The organism is Grimontia sedimenti (assembly GCF_011045095.1).
Classification (GTDB): domain Bacteria; phylum Pseudomonadota; class Gammaproteobacteria; order Enterobacterales; family Vibrionaceae; genus Enterovibrio; species Enterovibrio sedimenti.
The window spans coordinates 18,851-43,966 of record NZ_JAALDL010000024.1; the positions used below are offsets into that span (position 1 = coordinate 18,851).

Consider the following 25,116-nt stretch of genomic DNA (forward strand, 5'->3'; position numbering starts at 1 on the left):
ATGATTAAAAAATGTCTATTCCCCGCAGCTGGCTACGGCACACGCTTTCTACCAGCCACCAAGTCCATGCCGAAAGAAATGATGCCTATCGTCAACAAACCACTCATTGAATACGGTGTTGATGAAGCGATTCAGGCCGGCATGACGGATATGTGTATTGTTACTGGCCGTGGCAAGCACTCTCTGATGGACCACTTCGACAAGAACTATGAATTGGAACATCAAATTTCAGGCACCAGTAAAGAGGCTTTGTTGACTGATATCCGTGAAGTGATTGATTCAGCGAACTTCACTTACATTCGCCAACGCGAAATGAAAGGTTTGGGCCATGCGATTCTGACTGGCCGTGAACTGGTAGGGGATAACCCATTCGCGGTTGTGCTGGCAGATGATCTTTGCATCAACCTTGAAGAAGGTGTACTGGCGCAAATGGTGGCGCTGTATAAACAGTTCCGCTGCTCGATTGTTGCTGTAGAGGAAGTGCCTGCGGAAGAAACCCACAAGTACGGTGTAATTGCCGGTGAAGCGTTAACGGATAACCTGATTCGCGTCACCGACATGGTTGAAAAGCCAGCACCCGGCACAGAGCCTAGCAACCTTGCCATTATTGGCCGTTATATTCTGACGCCCGATATTTTCGATATCCTCGAAAACACTGAGCCAGGGAAAGGCGGTGAAATCCAAATCACGGATGCACTTCTTGAACAGGCAAAGAACGGTTGTGTGCTGGCGTATAAGTTCAAAGGCAAACGCTTTGACTGCGGCAGTGTAGAAGGGTTTATCGAAGCGACGAATTATTGTTTTGAGAATGTCTACAAGGGGTAAACCCTTGCTAGGTCCTGGGAAGAGCTAAGAGCGGGTCCTGGGACCTGGGGAAAAGCGAGAGCGTGAGAATGTCCCCAGCACCGCTTTTGCTCTACCTAGGACTCAGGACCGGATATACCCAGGGCCGCTTAAAGGGGTAAACCATTGCGAGGTCCTGGGAAGAGCTAAGAGCGGGTCCTGGGACCTAGGGAAGAGACAAGAGCAGGATCTTGGGAAGAGCATAGAGCGGACAAGAGCAGATCCAGAGCGATTTTGTTTTTAGCTTTTGCTCTTCCCAGAACCGTCCTTGCTTTACCTAGGTCCTAGGGCCGTTTTTGTTCTTCCTAGGTTCGTTTTTCGCTCTACCTCTTGTTCTTGTTCTACCTAGGTCCTAGGACCGGATATTCCCAGGACCGATTTTCGCTCTACCCCTAGAACCGTTTCTGTACTACCAATTTCCGCCAAGCTCTATCCCTTGCGGCTTGGCTAAATTTTCTAACCAAAACCTAAATCATCATGTCACTCGCAATCTTAACAACATTTTTGTTGTCCTTTGTGCTGCTTTTCTGTTTCCGAAAAGTGGCGAAGAAAATTAATTTGGTCGATAAGCCCAATGCGCGTAAACACCATAAAGGTGCGATCCCGCTGGTGGGTGGGGTGTCGATCTTTTTTGCCATGTTTATCGCGTCGCTTTTGTACTTGGATATCGGTCAGGATGACTGGCTGTATCTGGGGTGTGGTGCGGTGCTGATTATTATTGGCGTGCTGGACGACAAATTCGATATCAGTTTCAAAATACGCCTTTTCGTTCAGGCTGGCATTTCATTGGCAATGATTTTTGCTGCTGGCCTTAGCCTTGAAAACTTGGGCAGTATCGCGGGTAACGTGCCGGTCGCTTTGCCGGATTGGGTGAGTTATTTGGTGACTGTGATTGCCGTGATTGGTGCCATTAATGCCTTCAATATGGTCGATGGCATTGATGGTTTGCTGGGTGGCCTGGCATCGGTGTCGTTTGGTGCGTTGGGGATGATGTTCTGGCTTGAAGGGAACACGCCTTTGGCAATGAACTGTATGATGTTTATTGCTGCGCTGGTCCCTTACATTTTGTTGAACCTCGGTATTCCTTTGGGTCAGCGCTTTAAAATCTTTATGGGTGATGCTGGCAGTATGTTGATTGGTTTTACCGTAGTGTGGTTCCTTATCCGCGCTTCACAGGTAGAGCACACCAGCACTATTCGCCCTGTCGCTGCACTTTGGTTTATTGCGCTGCCACTGATGGACATGGCTACCATCATGACACGCCGTGTCCGCAAAGGGCATTCGCCGTTTAGACCAGACCGTGAGCACCTGCATCACATTTGTCAGCGTATCGGTTTGTCGTCGCGTATGACTTTAGTGGTGATTTGCCTGCTGGCAACCAGCTTCGCGGCGATTGGCATCGTAGGCGAGATTTACCAATTCAATGAAACATCGATGTTTATCGGTTTCCTTGTGCTGTTCTCAGTGTATTTCTACACCATCAGCCATATCTTCCGTATCACCGCGAAAATCCGCCAGTGGCTAGGGAAAGCGCCGTTGGTAGAGGAAGCGGTTTAAGAGCGGGGAAAGCGAGAGCTCAAGAGAGGGTCCTTGGAGGAGCAAGAGCGGTCCTGGGTCCTGGGAAGAGCTTGAAGAGCAGGGAAGGCGGGGCTGGGAATTCGGCTTGGGTTGTGCAAATTATTCTGACTTAGAATGGAAAGGCGATGGGTGACCATCGCCTTTTTTCGTTTTATTGGTTTAATGGGTTGGGGTGTTTTTAAACACACTCACTTTGAACCCAAGGCCGATTAGATCTAGGTCGCCGTCATTGTCTATATCGGCAAGTAACATTTTATCCGGGTATGTTGTTGATTGAATTTTATGTTCAGTAAAATCGGTATGTTTATTACCGATGTAACGGTACAGAGCCGCTTTTTCTCGGCCTGTTGTTGGGTCTAGGGCGCGGTTCATCATCACGATATCTTGATGACCATCGAGATCAATATCACCAACGGCAGGTAGGTTGCGGTCTGGGTTGTGAGTAGAAACGGTGTGGCTGGTATTGAAGTTGGCAAAGCCATCATTGGTGAATACGATGGTTTCACCGTCGTACCAATCTGTCGCTAGAAGATCAAGATGTTCATCACCATTGAAATCTGCAAACTGCACCGTTGCGATGTTCGCGCTGCCGAGCGATATGTTTTTGAATGTAAAATTGCCGTTACCGTCGTTAACTAAAAGCGAGTCTGCCCAGATATCAACGTAACCATCGTTATTTACATCGCCGACAGCGATCGCACGTGCCGTGTCTGTACTGTAGGTGCTATTTAATTCGAAGTGGTTATCTGCGTTGAGTTTAAATATGCCAAAGTGGGTACGGCTCGTGGATGCAAGAATCTCTAGGTTTCCATCATTGTTGATGTCTACCGCTTCAAGTGACTGTTGGTCAACATAGGACTGTGCTAGTGCTTCTAGGGTTTGACGAAGGGTGTACTGATTATCCCCTTTGTTTTCATAAATCATCAAACCGCCATTTTCAGCCTTAAATGACGCTGACATCAACAAGTCATTTTTACCATCCCCGTTAATATCTACGATTTTGATTCGTGTCGATGGGTAGGCCACATCAATAAGGGATGAGGTTGGAAAAACACCACTTCCATCGCCATAAAATATCTGGACACGATTGTCTTCTAAAGCCAAAGCAAGATCTATATTACCGTCACCGTTTAAATCACCAGTCGCACCATGATCAAAGAAGTTCTCAGGGCGATAAGTGTGAAGTTCAACAAATGTACCTGCGCCGACTTCGGAATTGCGAACTAACGTCAATGGAATATTTTCGACAGAAAGTGGTGCGATAGAAAGTGTATCTTGGGCTGTGCTTACACCAGACCTCACCTCTACCTGATACTCACCCGCAACAAGGTGGGTTTTGAACGTGCCAGCGCCAATTTCTGAACCGGTAACACCGATTTTTTCGCCGTTTAGTAAAACGTCTGCGCCTTCTGCAGGTGTCCAGTTTTCGTTTACGGCGTTGATGCGAAGGGTGCCAAGAATGCGGTTGGTGATAATGCTTTCGCGTTTCAGGGCAACCTTACAACCCAGGGTTTGGTTGGCCTCTACCGTGACATCCGTCGTGCAGCTGGTAAATGGCGTTAGCTCAGCCAAGTCTTGCGAGTGTTGGGTGTCGTAAAAAGCCAGATATACACCCACTTTGTCAGCCCCACCCGTTTCGAACATGTCTTTTGCAATGTGGCTGCCGTTAACATCTAGAATATCCAGTACACGCTCTTGTGCTTCGATACCACCTGCAGTGATGGTGGCTTTCAGGGTCAGGTTTTCCAGACCACCCACTTCCTCAATCAACACATCTGGAACGTTAAACGCGAAGGTACCGCGGTCTTTGATTTCATCGACTTCAAATACCACATCAGCCTGTATTGGCACGATGTCAGTTTGGGCGTTTTCGCCTTCGACAAAGTTAACCGTACTGTCTTCCTCGTTTTGGCCGACCATCAAATCACCGTCGTAAAGGCGAAGCGACAGGGTGTACTCACCCGGTTCGACATTCATGGTGATTTCAGCAAGCCCGGTTTCTTTATTGATCTCAAAAACCTGCTCATCGCCACCGTTCACCGACAGACCAAATTGTGGCTTGTTCAGACCTGCCAGTTCTTCGGCTTTCCATTGGAAAGCGAGTTTAGACACATAGTCTATTTCGTCGAAGTTTGTGATGGTGTCGCCAAGGTTCGGCTCAACTACAAACTCAATCGCCGGTTGTTCGCCTTCCAAAACCTCATGACCCAGCGCTTTGGCGAGATACTGCTTAGGGTTGGCGCCTTCGGTAGTCAGTAGCAGGGCAAAATCATAAGTGCCAGGCTTTAGGGTGAGTGCGCGGTGAGAGGTTGTGGTGACATTGCCATCAGCATCAACCGTTTGTGTCACAGGCCAGTCAAACACTTGCTCTGCGCCAGTGTCCACATTGGTGACTTCTAGCTGACCCAGATAACGCACCTGTGTTTTTTGGGCTGCGTACTGAGCGTCTTCAACAGGAGCAATATATGCCGCTGCTTGTTGATTTTTGCCCGGTAAGGTTTGGATATAACGTGCGGAGAAGGTGGTTTGAACATCTAAAGGTGTTGCGTTGGAGGTCACTTGATTGTCATCACTACCACAACCCGAGAGCAGTACGCTGGCCACGAGCGTGCTGATAAGTGTTTTTTTCATTGTTCTTAAATTGTCCAGTTTATTGGTATTTTTGGAAGCAGAATCATACATTTGTATGTTATTGAATAGGAAGGGAAATCGTTCTCGGAATGAGAGGGGGAAGGGCAGAGAGAGCAGGAAGGACAGAAGAGAGAGCGGACCTAGGAAGAGTAAGAGCGGTCCTGGGACCTGGGAAAGAGCCAGTGCTCAAGAGCGTGCAGAGGAGTGCTGCTCCCCAGAACTGTCTTTGCTCTGCCCAGGACCCAAGACCCAGGACCCAGGACCCAGGACCGCTCTTCCTCAACGAAAACAACATGATGAATTAAAAAGCGACGGTCGCCCCGTCGCATTTTTCGCCTGTTTCCCCAGGACCGCTTATTTCTTTCAACCTACCGCTTATTCAACGATGGCTTTAAGTTTGAAATCACCCATTTCTACAAGACCCGGTCCTTGGCAGTAAACGCGGGTTTGATATTCGCCGCTCCAGCTAAGGTACTGGTTTGCATAGATACAGTTTTCCAATTTGGTCTGACCATATGGATAGCTGATTTCTGCTGCGACAATCATGTGCATGGTGTCTTTGAAATCAGTCTTGGTGCCAACTTCTTCGGGATTACAACTGTTAGAAATGACTTCTTGAGTCATGACATCTGCGCGCGCGGCGAGTGTACCAACGGGAACTGATGGGTAGCCTGTGGATGCTTCGAACGTGTTAGAAACGACGCGCTCACACTCACCGTTGATGTATTTGATTTTGTTTGAGGTTGGCGTGTTTTCTATCCACTCCATGCTCCAAACTACGTCACCATTGACTAACTGCTCTTCTCGAATAGTGCGTCCAGATTGTGCGTCGTAAGTGAGGTGATACTCGTTGGCAGTTTCAACAGCGTCCTGAAGTTCCACTTTACTCACTGTTGGTGTGAGTAACTCACCCAAATTGATCACAGGAGTGGCAGTCGTATTACCCGCCCAGTTTCCCTCTTTATCAATCACGGTTTTACCGTTGATTTGAATTTCACCTTCTACGTTTAATACTGCGTGATCATTGGCAGCGAAAGCGGTTGAGGAGCAGACCAGCGCCAGTGCCGTCATCATGAACTTTTTCATCATTACTTCCTTATTTTGCTGAAATCGTGAGATTGCCTTGAACGACCAAACGCTGAGGCGCATCTTTGCCCTGAGCGATGGTAAACGGCATATCGGGAGTGGTTTCGACAATAAGCGTTTCGTCCGCCTTTACGCTGACTTCCTGATAAGACACGCCTGTCGTTGGATCTTTAACGATGGTTGCCTGTTCAAACACTTTGTCTGCTGAAACTGTGTTAGGTGAAGTTTCACCGCCACCGGAACCGGTATCGGTTGAATTGCCGCCATCACCGCCACAGCCTGCCAGCAAGAGCGCTAAACAGAAGGTGGTTTTCTTCATTGAATGATACTCCATGTTGATGGAGGCAATATTCTGACCGTTAATTCAGTCAGTGAGTATGGACACTTCTGCCTAATTAATTGTATTTGCGAGTGTTCTCAAACGTCTGTTTACGAGAGTGTTAGATGCCTCGATGGCCGAAAATCTCAATGTGAGACCAATGCTTTTTTGTGAAAGGGGCCGTTGTATTTCTTAATGCTTGGCAGGAGAAGGCTTTCAGTTGGTTGCCGTTCTTCGATGATGTTCAAATGGTGAAAAAAACATGCTTTATCTAAATGTTAATGCTGAAAGATCCCAATAAAGAGATTTTTATTAAGCCAATGTTTGAGTGTTTTTCGATAGTTTTAGCAATTTTTCTTGTATTGAATTCATGGGCTGAGCTGATGTTTGGATGTTGCTCGATAGTTTGTAGGGATGTGTATTATCAAAATCAATACACTCTGTAAGGTTTAGATGAACAATCATTAATAGCCTGTCTTGCTGTATGGCAACTTGTCGAGGTCAAAATGGGAAAATCTATTCTTGTTATTACTCATGGCATGGGTGAACACACCGCTGATTCATTAAAGAAAACCGTCATTGACGCCGCCAATGCAACACTAAAAAGATATAAATCAACTGAGCATATTAATTTTGAAGACCATGTGGATGTATTTCCCATCGCATATAATCATATCTTTGATGAAGAAAGGAAACGGATTGAAGCAAGTGCCAAAAGCATAGGTAACTATTTTAAAGGGCAACTTCCTAATAAGTTCATTGCTGAAATTGTGAATTTTGAAAGCAATGTCGGCAAAGACATTTTCTTCAATACCCACATATTGGATGTGATTCTGTATGCTGGTTTACACGGAGAAAAAGTCAGAACGCATCTTGCTGCGGAGTTTGCCAAGGTATTGGTGCATCGGACGTCGGGACGGCGACTTCATGTGATGGCACACTCTTTAGGCACTATCGCTATGCACGATATGCTGGCTAAAACCTATGGAGACACCGGCGCCAAAATCCCACCCCGAAATAAAATAGATTCGCTATGGATGATTTCGAATGCCAGCTATCTATTTTTCAAAGTGAACGAAACATTGTTAAAAACAGGAATTGACCCTTTTTCAACCATTGTGAAACCCAGTCGAGGTGATGCAGGTTGTGTGACAGACTATTACAATGTTTTTAATAAGTTCGACCCGTTAACGTGGTTTTTACCTTTTAACCCTGACGTTGACAAAAACTGGGTTGATCCGCTCACTTTAGAGAAAAACTTTCATTCGCTTAGAACAAAGCAACTTTTTTCAACGAAAAACCCCCATGCGTTGGAGGAGTACCTGAAAATCCCACAGTCTCAGCTCAATTTCTGTACCGAATCATGCCCGAAGAAGGCTTTCCTATTGATGTCGAGGAGTTGATTGCGGTGAACGGGAAGATAAAACCTAAGTTGGGTGCACTTCCGGAAAAAGATGGTCACTCTGTTGAAAATCTGAGGGACCTCTTTGACCTACTCAAGACTTACAAAGACTTTTTCACTGAGTGATAGGAGGCGCCAAGATGAAACTTTTTCATGTAGTCATTGCGATGTTTTGTTTACTGAGTGCTTTCTCTTCTCAGGCTAATGAATGTCCCCAGGGCGAGAAAAACGTGAGCTTTAAAAAGCTCACTCAACTTTCCCAAAACTTCGGCAAAGCGCTGGTTGAAGGGCCGAAAACCACCCGTGAAACAAAAGCGGTGCTTTGGATTAATGAAGTGAAATCCAGCGCATCAGATATTGACACACTGGTGCAATTTGATGACGGAAAAACCGCACTTTCTCTTGTAGAAGAGTTGGAACGCAACACTTTCCTTTCTGAGCAATGGCTGGCAGGGGGGGAACCTGAAAATGTGAATAGCCTTGTTGGGCTGTATTACCGAAAGTCTGCTTTTCTGAGTGAAAACCCAGATGAAATTTACGTTGATGTTGAAAGTGGCAAAGTGACATTAAACCTGGATGCGGTGAAGCATAAAGGATGTCGCGCTTATTTGATGGGGTGGGTCGATGCCATTAATACCTACAGGGATATTGCGTTTCAACGCAACGCCCAAGTAGTGTCGGATCTTGCTATTGAATACGGCAAACAGTGGAACCGGTATTTTGATGAAGGTCGCTCGCAGACACTTATAGACCGACCATTCACGGCTTGGTTCTACAGTGATGAATTAAGCTCTCAGAATTTTGTATTGCCGCCAAAGTATCAACTGTTTCTGGCCCATCCCAGTGTGTTGATGGAGTACGTTGGTGATGCCAACGACGGCAGTCAGTTTGAAGCCGCGCTGGCGGTAGAATGGCTGGGTATTAATGCTTGGCAAAGCTGCTTCGGGGCGGATTTCGCCTGTGGGGCTTCGCTGGTGAGTACTTATTCCGACCGGGCCGGTGTGGATGATATTGGCCATGGCTTGATGCTTCATGTGAAGAACAGTTACTCCTTTGGTGCCACGGTGCGCGATGGAGATGTGGGTTACTTCATTACTGTGGACTTACTCAAAGCGTTTGAAGATAAGCAAAGCGAAGTGAAAGCTTGGCAAATCAAAGCTAACGAGATCCTCGGTAAGGAGACGGGTCAATGAAAAAGCCATTAGAGATGCCAGTGATTGCTCCGTTACCTATCAAAACCAAAGACCAGCCATTTCATATTCAACTCTGGCGCTGGGTGACGTTTGTGCGCCAATGGAAACTGGTTGAAAACTGGGCCTATGAATATAAAGGGCACCGGTATGTGGTTCCTAAAGGCTTTGTCTTTGATGGTGCCTCTATTCCCAAACCGCTATGGTTTATTCTGTCGCCGACAGGACTCCTTTTAATCCCGGGCTTACTTCATGATTTTGGTTATCGCTATATGTATTTGTGGGAGGTAGATACCTCTTCACCGACGGGATACAAAAAAGCGTGGCGCTGTGAAGAACGTGGCCCCTGGGATGACCTTTTTCGTGAGGTGAGCCTGCACGTGAATGGAACGAAAGTGATCAGTTTCCTGGCGCTTGTTGCTCTCAAGCTCGGTGGTGGAAGAGCGTGGCGACAAAACCGCGAGAGAAATGCTGAAGATATTTTTCCTGAATAGTATTTGCCGGTGGTTTACCAAGTCAGGCAAGCATCACGATATCATCGCCAATTAATCGCATTGAGCGATGATATTTTTCCCCCTGTGCACACTTATCCACCCTGTGATAATTAATGTCAGCATTATATAAGTGTCTTATAAGACGCTTTGGTTCTATGGTGTTGATAAAAAGTCAATCATGAAACGACAAGACGAGTTGGTCGGTTTGTTTGTTAAAAAAAATAGACAGGTACCATCTAAGGCTTATACATGCTCAAGGGTATATTTGGAATGATTATCACGCTATGTGATTAATTCCTTGCGTGGTGACTATTTTTATGAATTGTCTTGCGAGCTTTGTAGTATTGGTTTATTTTTTCGCGAAATTGATTAAGAGTGGAGCCCAATGCTTATTTTTTCTAATACATGTTGTCCGAGTTGTCATGAAAAAGCCGGGTTCACCCGACAAAAGCGAACATGGTGGGAAAAAAATGTGTCACATCGCCATGAGCAAAAAGCGAAATGCTACAGTTGCAAAAAAATTGTATTTCTTGGAGCTACAACTAACCCATCATTAGATAACTGCCTTGGGAAGATATAACTCGATCATGTAAATGACAGGGAGGTCATTTACGCAATTACATGATTTCCCGCGACTCCAATTCCTTTGCCTAGTCAGATCTACTGTTATGTGTTGAGTCAATAATTTGACTTGTATATGGTTGCTTTTCAATCAAGCCGGTGCGTTTTAAAGAGGATAAGTTGTTGGAAGTGCCACTTTTTCAATGCCCACGTTGTGGCGAAAAAATTCAGTTTACCCGCCTAAAGAGAAACTTGCTGCAAAGGCATATTTTTAGAAGACAGCAAATCTACGTTTCCTGCCTGGCGTGTATGGAGAAGTCTTTTATTCGTGAGAGCGACATACTCAACGAAAAATAGTCTTGCACATTTTGTGGGTCCTTGGATATGGAGGCTTTGTCTTTCTTGTTTCCCGCGCTGAGTGTCTTAAACATGCTCGTTGGATTGCTTGTGTGCCTATTTTTTGAGACGCTATCAGCTAAGATGACAATGTAACCGAGCAAAGCGAGTGAAACCTTCCTCTATATTGACTAAACCCTTTTATATCTCCTCTTTTTTGATGTTATTTCTGCTTCTTTCATCACTCTTCACCCCGGTGGGCTTCAATGTGTTGTCGATTGATAGTACGGCCTATCTTTGGGGGCATGGTGACTTGGTGGCGCACCTTCTTCTGTTCAGCCTTGCGGCTTGGATGATGCTGCCTTTCCGCTTTCGGGGCTACCTGTGGCTGCTTTTGATCTGTGTAGGTGTATTATCTGAGGTAGTTCAAGGTTGGTGGTTGGTTGGCCGAGAGGGAAGTGTTTTGGATGCCATCACGAATATCGCAGGCGTATTGGTTGTTATTGGCTGTTGCTATGCTCGTGAACGTCGAAAAGTCAGCCAGGCTGTCGAAACACCTTAGGCTATTGTCCTGTTGTTGATGTGATGAAGTTTAGGTGAATTGTGTACACAGTGTTCATCCTGAGTTTGATTATGGGATGAGGCCTTAAGGGACGATAAAGGCGGTGCATTCACGGAGAGGTTTGGCGCTGACTAGCCGTCAGCACCTTATTTGGAAAATTTTCGTCGATTCAGGCTTCGCTTTGTGTGGGTAACTCTTCTTTATTGAAGAGACGGCGGATGAACGTCAGGATTCGCCACACATAAGCCAGTGAAAGGTAATACGCACCAAACGTTGCGATAAATAGCCCAAACATTATCCACTCTGGAATCGCCATATTTTCACCAATGATGCCGAAGCCGACCATGGATGCTGCAACGGTACAGATTGCCAGTAATGTCTGAAACGGATTAAGGCCGGCGCGCTGGCAGATATGATGGAGATGTTCACGGTCAGGTTTGAAGGGAGAGTCTCCGCGTTTTATCCGTCGGATCATAATCGCCGCCATATCCATCAGAGGAAGTGCGATTATCCACAGTGCGGTGACTGGGCGCATGACAGGTTCAAACCCGGGTTGTGATGCTTTAATCAAGAGCCATACGACGGTAAATCCGATGAGCATGGAGCCAGCATCGCCCATGAAGACTTTTCGTTGTTTGCCGATAATGCCCAAATTCATCAAAATGTAGGGGATCAGTGAGGTAATGATGACGAGGCAGATAGCCGCTAACTCGGTAATGCCTGCATTCATGAATAAGTAACCTAAAGCGCCGAATGTGACCACGGAGATCCCACCAAGAAGGCCATCAATACCATCAACCATGTTAAAAGCATTGATTGCACCCACTACCGCTAATATCGTCAGCGGATAACCAAATATCCCTAATTCAACGTCACCCAACGCGAATATATCTCCTATGTAAACTAACGCGACATCCACGCTGCTGATCATCACGACTGCAAGAGCGATTTGGATGAAGAAGCGGAGTTTATAGCTGACATCAAACTTGTCATCCAATGCTCCAATGAAGGTCAGCACACTGATGGATATCAGGTAGACGACTGCAGTGGCGTCCATTGAATGAGATAGTAATAATAAGTAGACGAGTAAACAGACATAGAGTGATAGGCCGCCAACAAGCGGAATGGCACCTTGATGTAGCTTTCTGGTTGAGGGGGTATCCAACAGACCAATGCGGAACGCGAGTATTCGCAACACATACAAGGATAGGAACGACAATCCGAAGATCATCGTGGTAATGATAAGCATGATAGCTCCTGAATATTAGCCATTTTTTCGAAAGCGAAATTGACGTTGCTTTTGCAGCCTGTTTTTGTGTGTTTTTTAATCAGTACAGGCTGGCGATATTCTATGGAACTGAGTACTTACATGAAGAAATGTGTCTCATTTATGCGATCATGGTGTCATAAAAATGACAGCGTTGGGTGAAATCCCGACGCTGCCATGCGGACATTGGTTAAATAAGTGGATTGTTAAATCGTGCGTTTGATAAACCGCACCACAAAGAAACCGGGTAACAGATACAGTGAGAGCAGAATGCTGACTTGTATCGCTAGAATCGCCCAAGGGTTGCCCTGAAGTTCCACCACCCAGAATGGTGAGTGCTGGTAGTAGGCGTCGACGATGGTATCTCCATACGGCAAGGGCTTGATGACGTAGTCGCGGACAAATCGCAGATGATCAAGTATCAGCGGGCTTTGGCTGAATGCCATTGTGGCCAGAAAACAGCGACTGTCACTGGATGCTGGGGTAGTCTGAGAGTCGGATGGCGCTCCAACGGTGAACGAGACTGATACCGTTTCTTTTTCTGAGTCGTTGGAAAGCAGAAGTGATGTTGTCTTTCCGTTCACTGTGATGTTTGATTCGTCCAGTGCCTTTCCATCGAACGTCACGCTCCTTATTTCCTGGGGTGTTTGCGCCGCTTGTGTCAGTGATAAAATGACACTCTCCTTGGGTTTGGTAGACAGGACAAGTCGGTAGTTTCCTCCCTGCTTAAAGGCGACATCGAGCGCTGCGCCCGTCGGGTCTATGCTGACATAGTCACCGGTATCTAGCCCTAACTGCCAGTGTTGTGACGATTCCACCTGTCCGCGTAATTGCCAAATCGCTGCGCCTTGCTGATCTGCTATTTCCAGGATGCTCGTTAGTGGTCCAACGGTTTCGGTGTTCAGCAGCATTAACCCGTTTTCTATAGCACTGACGATTTGTGAGCTATTCGATGGGGTCAGATAGGGGTCGGCATCTTGCGGGAACCCTAACTGGGTGAGCGCGAATTCAATATGAATACCTTGAGGAACGATGCCGAAATCGATCAGGTTATCTTCCTGCTCTTGAGCGAGCGTGATTTCCATGAACGTTGAGGCTTGTTGACCGTCGATGACGGAGAGGTGTTCTTTGTCTGTCGAATAAGTGTAAAGCGCCCGAATTCTTATCGCCGCCGGTGATGATTCAACCGGTAATAGAAACTGATTAGCAGGCGCTTTGACGATAGCTTTCTCTGCGTATGGCTTGCCCGGCATGCGCCACTCAACTTCATAAGTCTCGGCAAACTGGGTGCCACGCCAAGTAACGATATGGTCTTGATTATTATTCAATAATTCGAGTTCTGCGGGGGCTGGTAACTCAGGTTTAACCAGCAAGCTAAGCCTTTTCCCGGAAGCTGTTGTGGCTTCTATCCAACCCACAGGCATAGAGAAATCAAGGAAAGTCACGCTTTCCTTACTGACTGATTCAGGAAGGATTGGGGTATTGATTGAAGGGGAGGTTGCAGTGACATATTGCCAGTCATTGATTTGATGCAAGTTGACACCATAGACGGACAGTTGGTTTTCGTGGGTGTCACTGTGATGCAAAAAAGCCTCATTGGGTGTAGCGGTAACCGCGGCTTTGGCCTTTAACCGACCGCCGGAAATAACGCGTTGTTGAAGCGTGGCTTCATGGGCGACATTTTGAATAATCTGTGCTTTAACTTCTTCGGCAGACAGAGATGGATGCTGTTGCAATATCATGGCTGCAGTGGCTGAAACCAGTGGAGTGGCCATGGATGTGCCGGTTTTTGTTCCCGAATCATTGTTTGGCAGTGAACTCAGTAAGTCGGTGCCAGACGCGGCGATATCGACGCTGCTTGCTCCATAATTGCTGAGGGTATAGAGATTGCCCGTTTGATTGTCCCAGTTCGCCACGCTGATAAGGCCTCCGAGGCGTTGAGAATACGCGGCAGGATAGTAGGGTGAGTTGGCAAGGTCTCTGCCTGCGTTCGCCGCCGCAGCAACTTGCACAATGCCACGCTGATTTGCATCAGTCAGGACGTCTAACAGCGCTTGGTTTTCTGAGCCTATTGCCCAAGAGTGGTTGATGATTTTGGCATTGTTATCAATAGCCCACTGGATGCCTTGTATGGCATTTTTCAGTGTGCCACCGCCAAAACGGTCTAAAAAACGGATCGGGTAAACGGTTGCTGATGTGCATGCCCCCTGAAGTTCAGGAAATGTTTGTGTTGCCTGAGCGGCAATGAGCCCGGCGACATGAGTGCCATGTCCATAAGGGTCGTCGCTGGTGTGAGTGTCGGTAATCGTATCGAGCGCATCTGGAAAGTTAACTTGGTTAAATGCGGGGTGCGCAATGTCAACGCCAGAGTCTAGTATGGCGATGGTTGCCATATCGCATTGTCTCTGGCTGTGTGTTAACTCTTTGAACCCGTCGTTTTCGAGAAAGTTTTGCTGTTGAGATTTAACAAAAGCGCGTGCGACGGGCTTTTTGCGACTGATAATCTCGGGCGCTTTTTCAAAGTAAATAACGGCATCGTCGCTAAAAAGTTGTTTAGCTGCTTTTTCAAAAGAGGTTTCATCCAAGCCAAGTAACTGATCGCCATTTGAAAAAGAATAAACAGTAACGGCGTTGAGGTGGGGCTGGGCATTAAAACTGGGAGAAACTCTTACCAGCCAGTCATTGGAAGAAGCCGCACCTGACATAAGCATCAAGACGATAAAATATAAGGCCCGGGTAATTTTCGAGAATATTGAAGGCATACGACGATTCTGCTGTGTGATGATGACAAAAAGGCGGCCTAAGGCCGCCTTTTATTTCGGAACATTATTCGATGACGATGTCACCGTCAGTTTCGTACTCCACGTTCAACTGAGAGGCGCGAAGCGTAAAGGGTTGGATACACATCTTGCCTGTTGCTTCCCAGGTGCTGCCAGAAGTGAAGGTACTTACATCAGGATTGTCACAATCAACACTGAATGTATATTGATCGCCATTCACTTCGTCCCACGAATACGTTTCGTTGAAAAAACAGTTATTGTAGTTTTCACCATTGAGAGAAAATACACCGTCCTCAAATAGTGTTGCAGTGCCATCTTTGTTTAAGTCAATCGAATCGAAAAACTCTGGCGTTAGTGTATTGATCGAATCAATTTCTCCCCGGCGCTTGTCTGCTAGTGCTAGGTGGTACTCTTCTGATTCAGGAAATAAAATTGCATCGTCTAAGTGACGCGCAATATCGTCCTCGCGCCACTCAATTGCATAACGAATGGGTTCCAGCACATTCTGCACGCGGTTTTGGTAACCATAGTTCACCATACCTGCAACCCAGCGCTGGTTTTCCTCATCCCAACGGTATTGTGTAGAGGCCTGATTGACGCCTCCAAATGCTAACTCAGTACAATTTGCCTCTGCAGCAGACGCTTTAAGTCCCTCTGCGACGGCAATTTTTTCGAGTGTCGCGCTCAGATACATCGCAGGTTCAATGTTCACGTCCCATTCACTAACTTCACTTGATAGGGATTCGATGAGATACCCCTGAACAGTGTTGCCATCGACAAAGGTGTTTTTGACGCCATTAAGCTCAACAAAGGCTTGTTTCCAGAAGTCACTACCGCCCTGATAGCTGCTAATTTCGGCAACCTGCACCGTTTCGATTGGCACGCCCTGAGTATCATCCCAGACCATGACGTCTTCTAGACGGTTGATTGTATAGACTGGACCTGTCGCTTCGCCATCATCCACTTTGTCATTGAACAGGCCCATTTCCAGGTTTGCATAGCGGGCACTCCATGTGTCTGTGTTCCAATCACTTTCAGATAGCCCAATATAGCGGTCTCCAAGTAGAAGGCCTGTATATGCACCTGCTGCCGTGTATTCCTGGAAAAGGAGAGCTAAAGAACTATTTTTCCAGAAGTGGGTGCCACCGATCTCATTCCCAAAGTCATCGAATTTGGGTGTTTGCTCAGAAAAATAAATCGGATAGAGATTGGTTTCCTGACCATCCTTCATTACGCGCAGGATTGGCTGAAAGGCCGTGGCATAATCCGTTGGACGCAGGTTGTTTTCATTAAGAACACCGGCGTTGACCAACAGGTCTTGGAAGAAACTTTGATTCGAATTAGTGCTACCTGGGTAGGTCAACGCTGATGGCAAATGCACACCAACAATGTTGCCAGTAATGCCCATGGTTTCAGCCGCAGTCTGTGTCCCTTCTACCGTTGGATCCCAGTCTTGCGTTGTGTTGTTTAACAGGCTAAGTGCTAGTGGCTTATCCGCGGTCCAGGTCGCTTCAATACCACGCAATTTCAGTGAGTGATTGCCTGCAGTCAGTGTGACATAACTGACGCTGGTTTCCTGCAATTGGCTCTGGCTGTTGTAGAACTTAGCTTCAATTCTGTATTTACCTGGCAGCAGGTTAATCGTTGCGTTGGAAGCCTCTGGCGTCAGCGAAACCGAGGTGGCGAAATTACCTTTTAGCGCACCTTCATGCGCATTTCCGCAGTTGATCTCGCCATCAGGGATAGGGGCCGGGTTGTCACCGTCAGTGTCTGGATTACAGGCCTCATAGACTTTCTTGACTTTCCATGCATCGCCTTGACTGCCAACAATACCGGTTTCATAAAATTCAACATCGACTGTCGTTGAATCGCCAATCCAAGCTGGAGAAGCCTCCGGTTTTGGAAATTTAACGCCGACGGAGAGAGAGGCCGCACCAGTTATACCTTCCGTTACACTGCCATTTTCTGAGCCACTGTTTTCAGTTTGCTCAGAGCTATTGTTAACGGTGGTGTCGTTCACTGAGGCCAGTTCTTCAGAGTTACAGCCAGCCAATGCCAGCGATGCCATTATGACAGCCGCAAGCGGGTTCAGTCTGAGTTTCTTCATAATATTCAAGTCCTTTTGAGAATTATTCGATTTCAATGTCGATGTTTCCGTCTTGTTCGGTGATGCTGAAGTTCACTGTCTGGCTAACTTCCTGACCTAGCTCATCCGCAATATATGCAGTGACGCTGTAGGTGCCCACGCCCAATGAACCGGCTGGGAACACTACGGTGTTATCCATGTCTGTGATGGTGATGCCGGTGTTGGATGTCCAACCGAACGAGAGGAGGTCTGTTTTGTCGTCAGACGCTGCAACCGTGATAGTAATTGGCTGACCGTTTTTCTCACCCGCGAGGACTTTTTGTTCCGATGGCGAGACAGACATGGCGGTGATAACAGGTCGATTGTCTATATCGACGGTCAGTGACTGACTGTCGCTAGAAGACTGGCCCATCTCGTCGCTGACTGTCGCAGTGACAACAATGGTGCCCTCGGTCAGGCTGGTACCCAGTAAGGTCGCTGTTAAACCGTCTTCACTGACGCGCAGGGCTGCAGCGTTAGAAACTGTCCAATTGATAGACAGTTCAGATGCCTCGGTGTAGTCATCTGATACGCTGGCCGTAAATACAACATCTGTTGAACCTCCGCCTTCTTCACTCATGGAAACATGGGTGTGTGAAGCAGATACTGAGATGGTTGGGTTTTCATCGTCGGAGATAGAGACGACAAGTACCTGAGAAGCACTGGTTGATTGACCATATTGGTCAGCGACAGTCACTCTTACCGTGGTATTTCCTGCGGTGAGGTCACCTGCTTTCAGGGTTGCAGTTTGTTTGTCTGAGGAGACAGCCAGCACTGCACCATTACTTGCTGACCAAGTAACGACCAGATCGGCTGTGGGAGTGAAGTCATCAGAGTAGGTTGCTGTGAAGACAACATCATGCGCCCCCTGACCATTTTCAACCATTTCCACTGTGGCGTGGCTAGACGAAACAGTGACTTCTGGCGCAGCATCATCCGCGACATTCACGGTCAGAGATTGCTGCTTCACGGTAGATTGGTCGTAGCCATCTGTGACAGTGATGATGACGTTTGTTTCTCCAGCGACCAGAGAACCTTCGACTATTGTGGCTTGTGTTTTGTCTGCTGAGATAACGAGAGGCACACCGTTATCTGTCGTCCAATTGACGGTCAGATCTGCTGTCGGTGTCATGTCATCACTGAACTGAGCTGTAAACACTACATCATGTGCGCCTTGGCCATACTCTGCGATATCAACAACGCTGTGGCTTGCAGAAAGAGACACTTCCGGTGCGACATCTTCGGTGACTATCACATCTATAGTGACTGTTTTGGATGTGGTTTGACCAAGGGCATCCGTGACGCTGATAGTGATGTCAGTTACACCTGCAATCAGGCTCTCTTTGCGAAGTATGGCTGTTTGAGCATCTTCAGAGATTTCCAGTGGTAGGTTGTTTGTGGCTGACCAACTTACTTCCAGTGAGTCTTCGCTGGTACGATCGTCACTGAAGGTTGCTTCAAAGGTAATATCCTTTGCGCCTTCTCCCTTGTCAGTCATTTCGACAACTAAATCTGAAGCAAGTAGCTCGACAACAGGTGGCTCATCTTCTGTGACGACAAGTACCGTTTGAACTTGCGTTGTTTCACCTAGGTTATCGGTTGCCGTGACGGTAACGGTGTATTCACCAGTCTCAATCGACATCCCTTCTACAAGGGCAGCTTGATGACTGTCGAGAATGGTAAATGCTTCACTTTCTGCCTCGGAGCTATTTACAAATGCCCATGTAAGAGTTGGTGAAGGATCTTGGTCATCACGCACAATGGCTCGGATACGCCATTCTTCTTGTGTGAATCCGTTTGCCGTCAGTACCTCTGTGGAACTCGGTGAAACCAGAACTTCCGGTGCCTGGTTGGGGTTAACCGAAATAATCAGGTTTGCTTCTGATGACTTAGGTGTTGCGTTGTCATCCGTTGCTGTGACCGATAGCTCGATATTGCCTGCCGCGACTGAAGGGTATTCGCAACGAGCCTCAGCACAGTTACCTTGTGGTAGGTTTTCCCATGCATAATTAATGCTGTCGCCTTGCATATCAATCGCAACAACATCAATGGCAAGGTCTACCCCTTCAACGACGTTTAATGCATTGCCTGGAGCATAACGTTGGCCGTTGACATCAAAACCTACAATTTCAGGAGCAACATTGCCGTTCGGCTTAACATCAAAAACCAGCGCTTTAGATGCGGCTTTGCCATATTCATCTTCAGCGGTGATGGTCACAGTGTGCTTGCCCTCAGCGGCAAATCTGACAGTACTATATTCGCCACCATTGTCTGTGATGGAGCAGGCATTCGTGCAGGTGATTTGGTAGGTGAAGTCATCACCATCACCATCAGAGATGTAGTATGAAAATTTACCTTCATCTGAAACGCGCAAGCTGTTTGAACTAGACTTCCATGCAGAGATTCTTGGCGCGCTGTTTTCTCTTACAATGGTAATGCCATTGTATACATCGCCCGGCTGTAAACCCTCGGGTAAAGTGATGGTTTCGACTTGATCTAACAAGCTCAGCGTGACGTTTCCTTCACAGTTTGAAGAGAGTGAAAACTCACCGTTCTTGTCGGATACGGCGTAGAGTCGGGTACCAGCTGATCTTGTCTGAATCCATGTATTTGCGATTGGTGTTGTGCCATCGGGTTCTACAATAGAACCAGTGATAGAGCATTGGAATGGGTTCATCAGCTCATGAGAAACATCAATGTTGACGTCACATTCGCCAGTGGTAGAAACGTTTGGCTGGTAGTTTTCACCTGCCCGAGTGAAATAGTTGTAGGCGTAGACGTTGTAGTTTGCTGAGTCGCCCTCGATGGCTTGGAAGCTTGCTGAAACATTACCGTTGTTATCAGCGTAGAGCCATTGGGTACCACCATCTGGCAGTGTTAACGCTACATCACGTGTGTAGGCTTCTCCGCGTTCGTAGGAGAGTTTACCGGTTACACAAGTTTGCGTAGGTTCTGCAAAAACGGGCCAGTCGAGGTTTATCCACTGAACCCACTCGTTTGCGCTGGTCACTGGGATGCTCACGTAAACCGAATCCGGTAGGCTTGCCAGATAGTCAGGCAGGGTGCCAGTGAGTTGTCCGTCAAGCGGGTCGCCTAGGCTATCGGTCAATGTACCGTTACCAACAAATTCCCATTTGCTGTATCTATAGATGTAGATAGGGACTTGAATGCCGGCAATATCCAGCGCAACGTCTTCAGTAATGGTGCGATAGGCTTCAGGAGAAACATATGCCTGCACCGTTGGGGTATCTCCCGAGGCGGCTAGCCTTTCAGAGATTGGTAATAAGTCACCATTTTGGTCTGTAATAGAGATTTGCGCAAAGGTGGTGGAAATGAGGCGATAAGGGTCTTCCTGTGAATTATCGACAGAAAAGTTGGTGCCGACACCTTGGTTTTCCGTTTCACCATATCCGACAAAATCACCTGGGAAGGATTGAATGTCTGTGATATCGGCTGAATCGAAGTGTGCCATTTCCACTGTCAGTGCTTCGACATCATCTCCGATAGCTTCAATTGGGAGGTCAATTTTTAAATCTGACTCAGTTTCAGACATCGCTAGCGGCGTGCCTGCACGAATTGCTTTGCGACCGTCACCGTCTTTGACCAACGAGAAGGTGACACTTTGTTTGTCGCTGCTGCTTGCAACAATCTGTAGATCTTGCTTTTTGAAAGATTGAACAACAACGGGGGAGATAATGGCGTCTGCTGCAATGGCAACAGAGCTTTCATCAATGGCGAATAATCTCTCACCGCTCGTGAAGCCAGCTTTGTTGTAGCTTACGATTACTGATGTGGCGCTGCTGGCATTCTCAAATGTTGGCAACTGTGCTTCAAAAACACCGTCTGAATCTGTTGTTGACGATTGCAGAAATAGGGGGGTTCCCGCTTTGTCGACGATGCTAATGCTTACATCAGCGTTAGGGATAGCTTGATAATCTGGGGTAGTCAGGGTGCCAGATACTGCTTGGAGTAAAGTAGCCTGAGGTGAGGGATTACCGGTATCTGGGGTGCCCGTTTCCGGGGTTTCAACATTTGGTGTGGAAGTGTTGGGCGAGTCATCTCCCGAGCCGCCACAACCGACGAGTATCGAAGCCAATGCAATGGCCAGGATCGAGGGTTTCGTTTTGAGCATATGTCCGATTCCTTGGATAAAATCGGCTTATTATTTTCAACTTAAAGCTCTAATGTAATTAATAATTTATTTACAATGTCTCATGTGCGAGACACTTCAAATGTGTAATTAGTCTGGTTGGGTTACTCAAAAGAAATTTGGAAATTTGGATAAAAATGTAGCGGGGATTTTTTGAGTATTTGGCTGCAGAATGCGATCTGCAGCCAAATATTTGCGCTGGTTATGAATGGTATTGCTCGCAAGCCAGCAGGGTATTCTCAATTAGCGTTGCCACTGTCATTGGGCCAACACCGCCGGGTACTGGCGTGATATGACTGGCTTTCTCAGCAGCCACGCCATATTCCACGTCACCCACCAGTTTGCCATCTTCTAGTCGGTTGATACCCACATCAATGACCACTGCGCCAGGCTTAATCCAATCACCGGGAATGAAGTTGGGTTTGCCGACAGCAACAACCAAAAGATCTGCTTGGCGAACATGACCTTCCAAATCTTTGGTAAAGCGGTGACACGTGGTGGTGGTGCAGCCAGCCAGTAACAGTTCCATCGTCATTGGACGGCCAACAATGTTTGAAGCGCCGACAACAACAGCATGTTTACCCCGCAGAGGCACGTTGTAGCGCTCAAGCAATGTGATGATGCCTTTCGGTGTGCATGAGCGCAGTTTCGGCATGCGCTGGCACAAGCGACCAACATTGTAAGGGTGAAAGCCGTCTACGTCTTTCTCAGGGTGGATGCGCTCAAGCACATTAGTCGGGTCCATTTGTGCAGGAAGCGGCAATTGCACCAGAATGCCGTCAATTTCTGGATCGGCATTCAAATCATCAATCAAACCAAGCAGTTCTGCTTCGCTGGTGGTTGATGGTAAGTCGTAGGATTTAGAGACAAAACCCACTTCTTCACACACGCGACGTTTGCTGCCAACGTAAACTTGGGAAGCTGGGTCATCACCCACCAACACCACGGCCAGGCCCGGCGCTCTGAGGCCTGCTGCTTTTCGGGCTTCGACACGTGCAGCAACTTCCTGGCGAACAGTTTGAGAGATAAGTTTTCCATCAATGATTTGAGCGGCCATGTTTTTCCTTTGGCAAAGAGATAGACGGGAAAGTGGCGCTATTTTGACAAAAAAAGTGTGACATGGCTATAGGGCAAACGTTTGCGTCAATAGTGTATTAAAAAGCGCCCGAAGGCGCTTTGTCTGGAATTAGAGCGGTTATTCACTGAGATAGGCAGCTGAAAAACTTGGTGTGCCGGCGGTGAGATTGTCGATAGAGTCGCCATAGTAGGTTTCGATAGACTCGATAAGCCAACCCCTGACGTAAAGTGTTGAAACAAACACACTGGTTCGTTCGTTGCCAAGGGTGCTGCCATCAAGCATGCGGAAACCGGAGCTGGACATACCTGAAATGATCCCTACCAGTTCACCGTTATCGTTGAACGCGCCGCCGCCGCTCATGCCGGACTGAATGGGCGCATCAGTAATGCTTGCCGGGCATCTTGCAAATAAAGTGCTGTCGACAAAATTGACGTCACGATAGTACTTACCTTTACCGAGCAGCACTTTACCAGTAAGCCCCATGCCGACGGTAGTGATGCTGCCATCTGTTTGAACAGTACCCAAGGAGGCTAAGCGTTTGTCAGTATTGTCTTCTTTGATAAGGGCAACGTCGCAATCCGGGTGATATGCAATCACTTCACTGTAATCAAGTTTGGCGACATGCTTTGCAGTCAAGCTGATTTCCGGAGTGAGGGGAACGCTGGTGCCATGTCCTCCGAGTACGAAGGGGATGCCTATGGCGAGATAATTTACATCGTGCTCGTTGGAAGTATCTGCATAATCCAAAGGCCCGTTGATCAAGATACAGCCTTGCAGGCTAAATAAAAGAAACACACTGACTATCACTTTCGGTAATGCTTGGAACATGCCGATACCTCCTACGCTGTGATGTGAGTCTCAATTTCTAGACCCACAATTTGAGCGTAGGAAGTGTTTAAATGATGTACAAAATGCTATTGATTATTTCGTCATTAAAACTATTAAGCTATTGATATATATAGTTACATAGCCGCATTTCTTTTATGGTGATAGCCAAAAAGTTGGATCTGTGACAGTTTTATACCGTCGTCTGTTCTTTTTTCAATGAGATGCCTTGGACTTCTGTTAAAACACGGTGTCAACTGCCTGCTTATTTGGTCGAAATTCCACTAACTGTATGATGTACCGGAAGATATTTAACATTACTAATAAAGTATTTTGTCAATAAATGAGTGCGTTAGCGTTAAGGGGTGTTTCGATGTGACTCGCGTCAAAAAAATACGGCGGTATTTAGACGCACTACATACCTTAAATGTGTTTTTGGGGCTTTTTGTATAGAAAATTTTGCAGTGAGAAGGATGTGGAGCAAAAAGGCCAAGAGAGGGAAGAAAGGCAAGGCGCTAACAATGAGCACCTTGCTTAAATTACTTTTTGAATCAAATGTCTACCGATACCGCTTCGTCAACACCGTCAGTGCCGGTTGAGCGGTTGCGCTTGGTTGAACCGAGCATGTAAAGCAGAGTCGCTGCGAAGCAGACCACGAAGTAGAACATTAAGCCGCCCTTCATCGACATCGCCTCACCTGCCAGGACAGGGCCGATCACGGAACCTACGCTATAGCTCAGTAACATCAACTCTGCAGCTGCTACGATTTTTGATTCATCCACGTTGCGGCAAGCTAGTGTAATAGCAACAGGGTATAGTGCAAACGCAGATGCTCCCAGCAGGAACATGCCCGCCATCACGCCTGCTGATACGGTAGCGATTTCAATCATCGCAATGGAAAGCAAACCGAGGAAGCAGAACAGCGCCATCAGTAAAGCTTTCTCCATGCGTGAGTTCAACCAGCTCACCAGCGGTTGCACCACCATGCCACCAAGGATCACGATAGCCATCAATGCGCCGACCTGGTCGTGGCTGTAACTGCTTTCGAGTTCCAGCGGCAATAGGCCGTATATTGACCCCAGCACCAGACCAGACACAATACAGCCAATGTAGGCCGCTGCTGGCAGGGTTTTCATCTCGCTGACTTTGATGCTCGCGTGGCCTACCGCTTTCGGGCGACCCCTTTTGAACACCAGTGGTGGCAAAATTGCAGCTGAGAATAGGCTGGCGACGACAATCAGTGGCATGGCGCCTTCAGTACCGAACATGCCAATACCTAACTGACCCAATGCAGAGCCACCATAAAGCGATGCCATGTAAAGGCCCAGACGTTTGGCGCGGGCTTTTTCTGTGTCTGCCATCAGTAGCCAGGATTCGATCACAACGAACACGCCGGCAACTGCGATGCCTGCAACAAAACGTGCAAACAGCCATGCAGCCGGTGAGGCGCTAAATGCCATTAAACCCACGGTACTGACAACGATAAGCAAAAACGCAATTAACGCACTGCGATGGCCAAACTTGCCAACGATGCGTGCACTGATCAACGCACCGCCAAGCAGGCCTGCGTAAAACACGCTCGCGAGCCAGGAGGCAAGATTCACCGACATGCCACGTGCGTCAAGCGCAAGCGGGATGAGGCTCATCAGGAAACCTGACGCAACGGCAAAAAGGCTTAGGCTAAGAACAGGCACAAGAGGGCTGTTGCGATCAGCCTGCATAACAGGGTTCTGTTGCAATGTTTTTCCTTAATTGTCTGAATTGAAATTAAAAAACCTGCACAGGAAGTGCAGGTTTTAACGCAGAGAATGGTGCGTTCAGGCGCGATTATTATTTCGCCACCCACAAACGTAAAGAGAGATAATTTTGTGGTGACGATAAAATCTTTT

General features: G+C 47.3%; 16 protein-coding genes. 6 read left to right on the forward strand and 10 right to left on the reverse strand.

Annotated features, from left to right (window positions below; all coding sequences use genetic code 11):
• Nucleotides 1-825 carry a UTP--glucose-1-phosphate uridylyltransferase GalU gene (gene galU, locus G5S52_RS21645; protein ID WP_165018418.1) on the forward strand — a complete coding sequence of 275 codons (825 nt, stop codon included), beginning with the start codon at nt 1-3 and terminating at the stop codon, nt 823-825.
• A gap of 495 nt (nt 826-1,320) precedes the next feature.
• Nucleotides 1,321-2,400 carry a UDP-N-acetylglucosamine--undecaprenyl-phosphate N-acetylglucosaminephosphotransferase gene (gene wecA / locus G5S52_RS21650; RefSeq protein ID WP_165018420.1) on the forward strand — a complete coding sequence of 360 codons (1,080 nt, stop codon included), beginning with the start codon at nt 1,321-1,323 and terminating at the stop codon, nt 2,398-2,400.
• Between the two features lie 180 nt (nt 2,401-2,580).
• Here the strand turns inward: wecA (G5S52_RS21650) and G5S52_RS21655 are convergent, their stop codons facing one another.
• The 3 genes from G5S52_RS21655 to G5S52_RS21665 all read right to left on the reverse strand — a co-directional run bounded on the left by G5S52_RS21655 (nt 2,581) and on the right by G5S52_RS21665 (nt 6,457).
• Complete coding sequence (locus G5S52_RS21655) at nt 2,581-5,052, reverse strand: FG-GAP repeat domain-containing protein (protein WP_165018422.1); 2,472 nt, start codon at nt 5,050-5,052, stop codon at nt 2,581-2,583.
• 375 nt (nt 5,053-5,427) lie between these two features.
• Nucleotides 5,428-6,138: a hypothetical protein gene (locus G5S52_RS21660; protein WP_205744023.1), complete on the reverse strand. Its 711-nt coding sequence runs from the start codon at nt 6,136-6,138 to the stop codon at nt 5,428-5,430.
• A 10-nt stretch (nt 6,139-6,148) separates the two neighbouring features.
• Nucleotides 6,149-6,457, reverse strand: a complete 309-nt coding sequence (locus tag G5S52_RS21665) for a hypothetical protein (RefSeq protein ID WP_165018426.1) — start codon at nt 6,455-6,457, stop codon at nt 6,149-6,151.
• Nucleotides 6,458-6,963: 506 nt separating this feature from the next.
• Here G5S52_RS21665 and G5S52_RS21670 point away from each other — a divergent pair.
• The 4 genes from G5S52_RS21670 (at nt 6,964) to G5S52_RS21685 (ending at nt 11,002) form a co-directional block, all read left to right on the forward strand.
• Entirely contained in the window at nt 6,964-7,860 is an 897-nt protein-coding gene (locus G5S52_RS21670) for a hypothetical protein (RefSeq protein WP_165018428.1), read from the forward strand.
• 139 nt (nt 7,861-7,999) lie between these two features.
• Nucleotides 8,000-9,052 (forward strand): hypothetical protein, encoded by a 1,053-nt coding sequence (locus tag G5S52_RS21675; RefSeq protein ID WP_165018430.1) that lies wholly within the window; start codon nt 8,000-8,002, stop codon nt 9,050-9,052.
• Complete coding sequence (locus G5S52_RS21680) at nt 9,049-9,543, forward strand: DUF1353 domain-containing protein (protein WP_205744024.1); 495 nt, start codon at nt 9,049-9,051, stop codon at nt 9,541-9,543. Before G5S52_RS21675 ends, G5S52_RS21680 begins: the two co-directional genes overlap by 4 nt.
• Before the next feature lie 1,165 nt (nt 9,544-10,708).
• Nucleotides 10,709-11,002 carry a hypothetical protein gene (locus G5S52_RS21685; protein ID WP_165018432.1) on the forward strand — a complete coding sequence of 98 codons (294 nt, stop codon included), beginning with the start codon at nt 10,709-10,711 and terminating at the stop codon, nt 11,000-11,002.
• Between the two features lie 169 nt (nt 11,003-11,171).
• Here the strand turns inward: G5S52_RS21685 and wecA (G5S52_RS21690) are convergent, their stop codons facing one another.
• From wecA (G5S52_RS21690) to G5S52_RS21720, 7 genes are all read right to left on the reverse strand, one after another.
• Complete coding sequence (gene wecA, locus G5S52_RS21690) at nt 11,172-12,251, reverse strand: UDP-N-acetylglucosamine--undecaprenyl-phosphate N-acetylglucosaminephosphotransferase (protein ID WP_165018434.1); 1,080 nt, start codon at nt 12,249-12,251, stop codon at nt 11,172-11,174.
• 224 nt (nt 12,252-12,475) lie between these two features.
• A complete protein-coding gene (locus G5S52_RS21695; protein WP_165018436.1) occupies nt 12,476-14,974 on the reverse strand; it encodes a S8 family serine peptidase in 2,499 nt (832 codons plus the stop codon).
• A gap of 121 nt (nt 14,975-15,095) precedes the next feature.
• Nucleotides 15,096-17,156: a hypothetical protein gene (locus G5S52_RS21700; RefSeq protein WP_165018438.1), complete on the reverse strand. Its 2,061-nt coding sequence runs from the start codon at nt 17,154-17,156 to the stop codon at nt 15,096-15,098.
• A 22-nt stretch (nt 17,157-17,178) separates the two neighbouring features.
• Nucleotides 17,179-21,306 carry a PKD domain-containing protein gene (locus G5S52_RS21705; RefSeq protein ID WP_165018440.1) on the reverse strand — a complete coding sequence of 1,376 codons (4,128 nt, stop codon included), beginning with the start codon at nt 21,304-21,306 and terminating at the stop codon, nt 17,179-17,181.
• Between the two features lie 220 nt (nt 21,307-21,526).
• A complete protein-coding gene (gene folD / locus G5S52_RS21710) occupies nt 21,527-22,381 on the reverse strand; it encodes a bifunctional methylenetetrahydrofolate dehydrogenase/methenyltetrahydrofolate cyclohydrolase FolD (protein ID WP_002535569.1) in 855 nt (284 codons plus the stop codon).
• Between the two features lie 138 nt (nt 22,382-22,519).
• The gene (locus G5S52_RS21715) at nt 22,520-23,230 is read right to left on the reverse strand and encodes a trypsin-like peptidase domain-containing protein (protein WP_165018442.1); all 711 of its coding nucleotides are present in this window, start codon (nt 23,228-23,230) and stop codon (nt 22,520-22,522) included.
• A gap of 548 nt (nt 23,231-23,778) precedes the next feature.
• On the reverse strand, nt 23,779-24,966 hold the full coding sequence (locus tag G5S52_RS21720; protein WP_165018444.1) for an MFS transporter: 1,188 nt from the start codon (nt 24,964-24,966) through the stop codon (nt 23,779-23,781).
• Nucleotides 24,967-25,116 lie beyond the last annotated feature (150 nt).

Bases quoted from the DNA above. Each gene is read 5' to 3' on its own strand.
- G5S52_RS21675 (WP_165018430.1), top strand. From the start codon at position 8,000: ATGAAACTTTTTCATGTAGTCATTGCGATGTTTTGTTTACTGAGTGCT.
- G5S52_RS21670 (WP_165018428.1), top strand. From the start codon at position 6,964: ATGGGAAAATCTATTCTTGTTATTACTCATGGCATGGGTGAACACACC.
- G5S52_RS21700 (WP_165018438.1), bottom strand. From the start codon at position 17,156: ATGAAGAAACTCAGACTGAACCCGCTTGCGGCTGTCATAATGGCATCG.
- folD (WP_002535569.1), bottom strand. From the start codon at position 22,381: ATGGCCGCTCAAATCATTGATGGAAAACTTATCTCTCAAACTGTTCGC.
- G5S52_RS21660 (WP_205744023.1), bottom strand. From the start codon at position 6,138: ATGAAAAAGTTCATGATGACGGCACTGGCGCTGGTCTGCTCCTCAACC.
- G5S52_RS21680 (WP_205744024.1), top strand. From the start codon at position 9,049: ATGAAAAAGCCATTAGAGATGCCAGTGATTGCTCCGTTACCTATCAAA.
- galU (WP_165018418.1), top strand. From the start codon at position 1: ATGATTAAAAAATGTCTATTCCCCGCAGCTGGCTACGGCACACGCTTT.
- wecA (WP_165018434.1), bottom strand. From the start codon at position 12,251: ATGCTTATCATTACCACGATGATCTTCGGATTGTCGTTCCTATCCTTG.
- G5S52_RS21655 (WP_165018422.1), bottom strand. From the start codon at position 5,052: ATGAAAAAAACACTTATCAGCACGCTCGTGGCCAGCGTACTGCTCTCG.
- G5S52_RS21715 (WP_165018442.1), bottom strand. From the start codon at position 23,230: ATGTTCCAAGCATTACCGAAAGTGATAGTCAGTGTGTTTCTTTTATTT.
- G5S52_RS21705 (WP_165018440.1), bottom strand. From the start codon at position 21,306: ATGCTCAAAACGAAACCCTCGATCCTGGCCATTGCATTGGCTTCGATA.
- wecA (WP_165018420.1), top strand. From the start codon at position 1,321: ATGTCACTCGCAATCTTAACAACATTTTTGTTGTCCTTTGTGCTGCTT.
- G5S52_RS21695 (WP_165018436.1), bottom strand. From the start codon at position 14,974: ATGTCAGGTGCGGCTTCTTCCAATGACTGGCTGGTAAGAGTTTCTCCC.
- G5S52_RS21665 (WP_165018426.1), bottom strand. From the start codon at position 6,457: ATGAAGAAAACCACCTTCTGTTTAGCGCTCTTGCTGGCAGGCTGTGGC.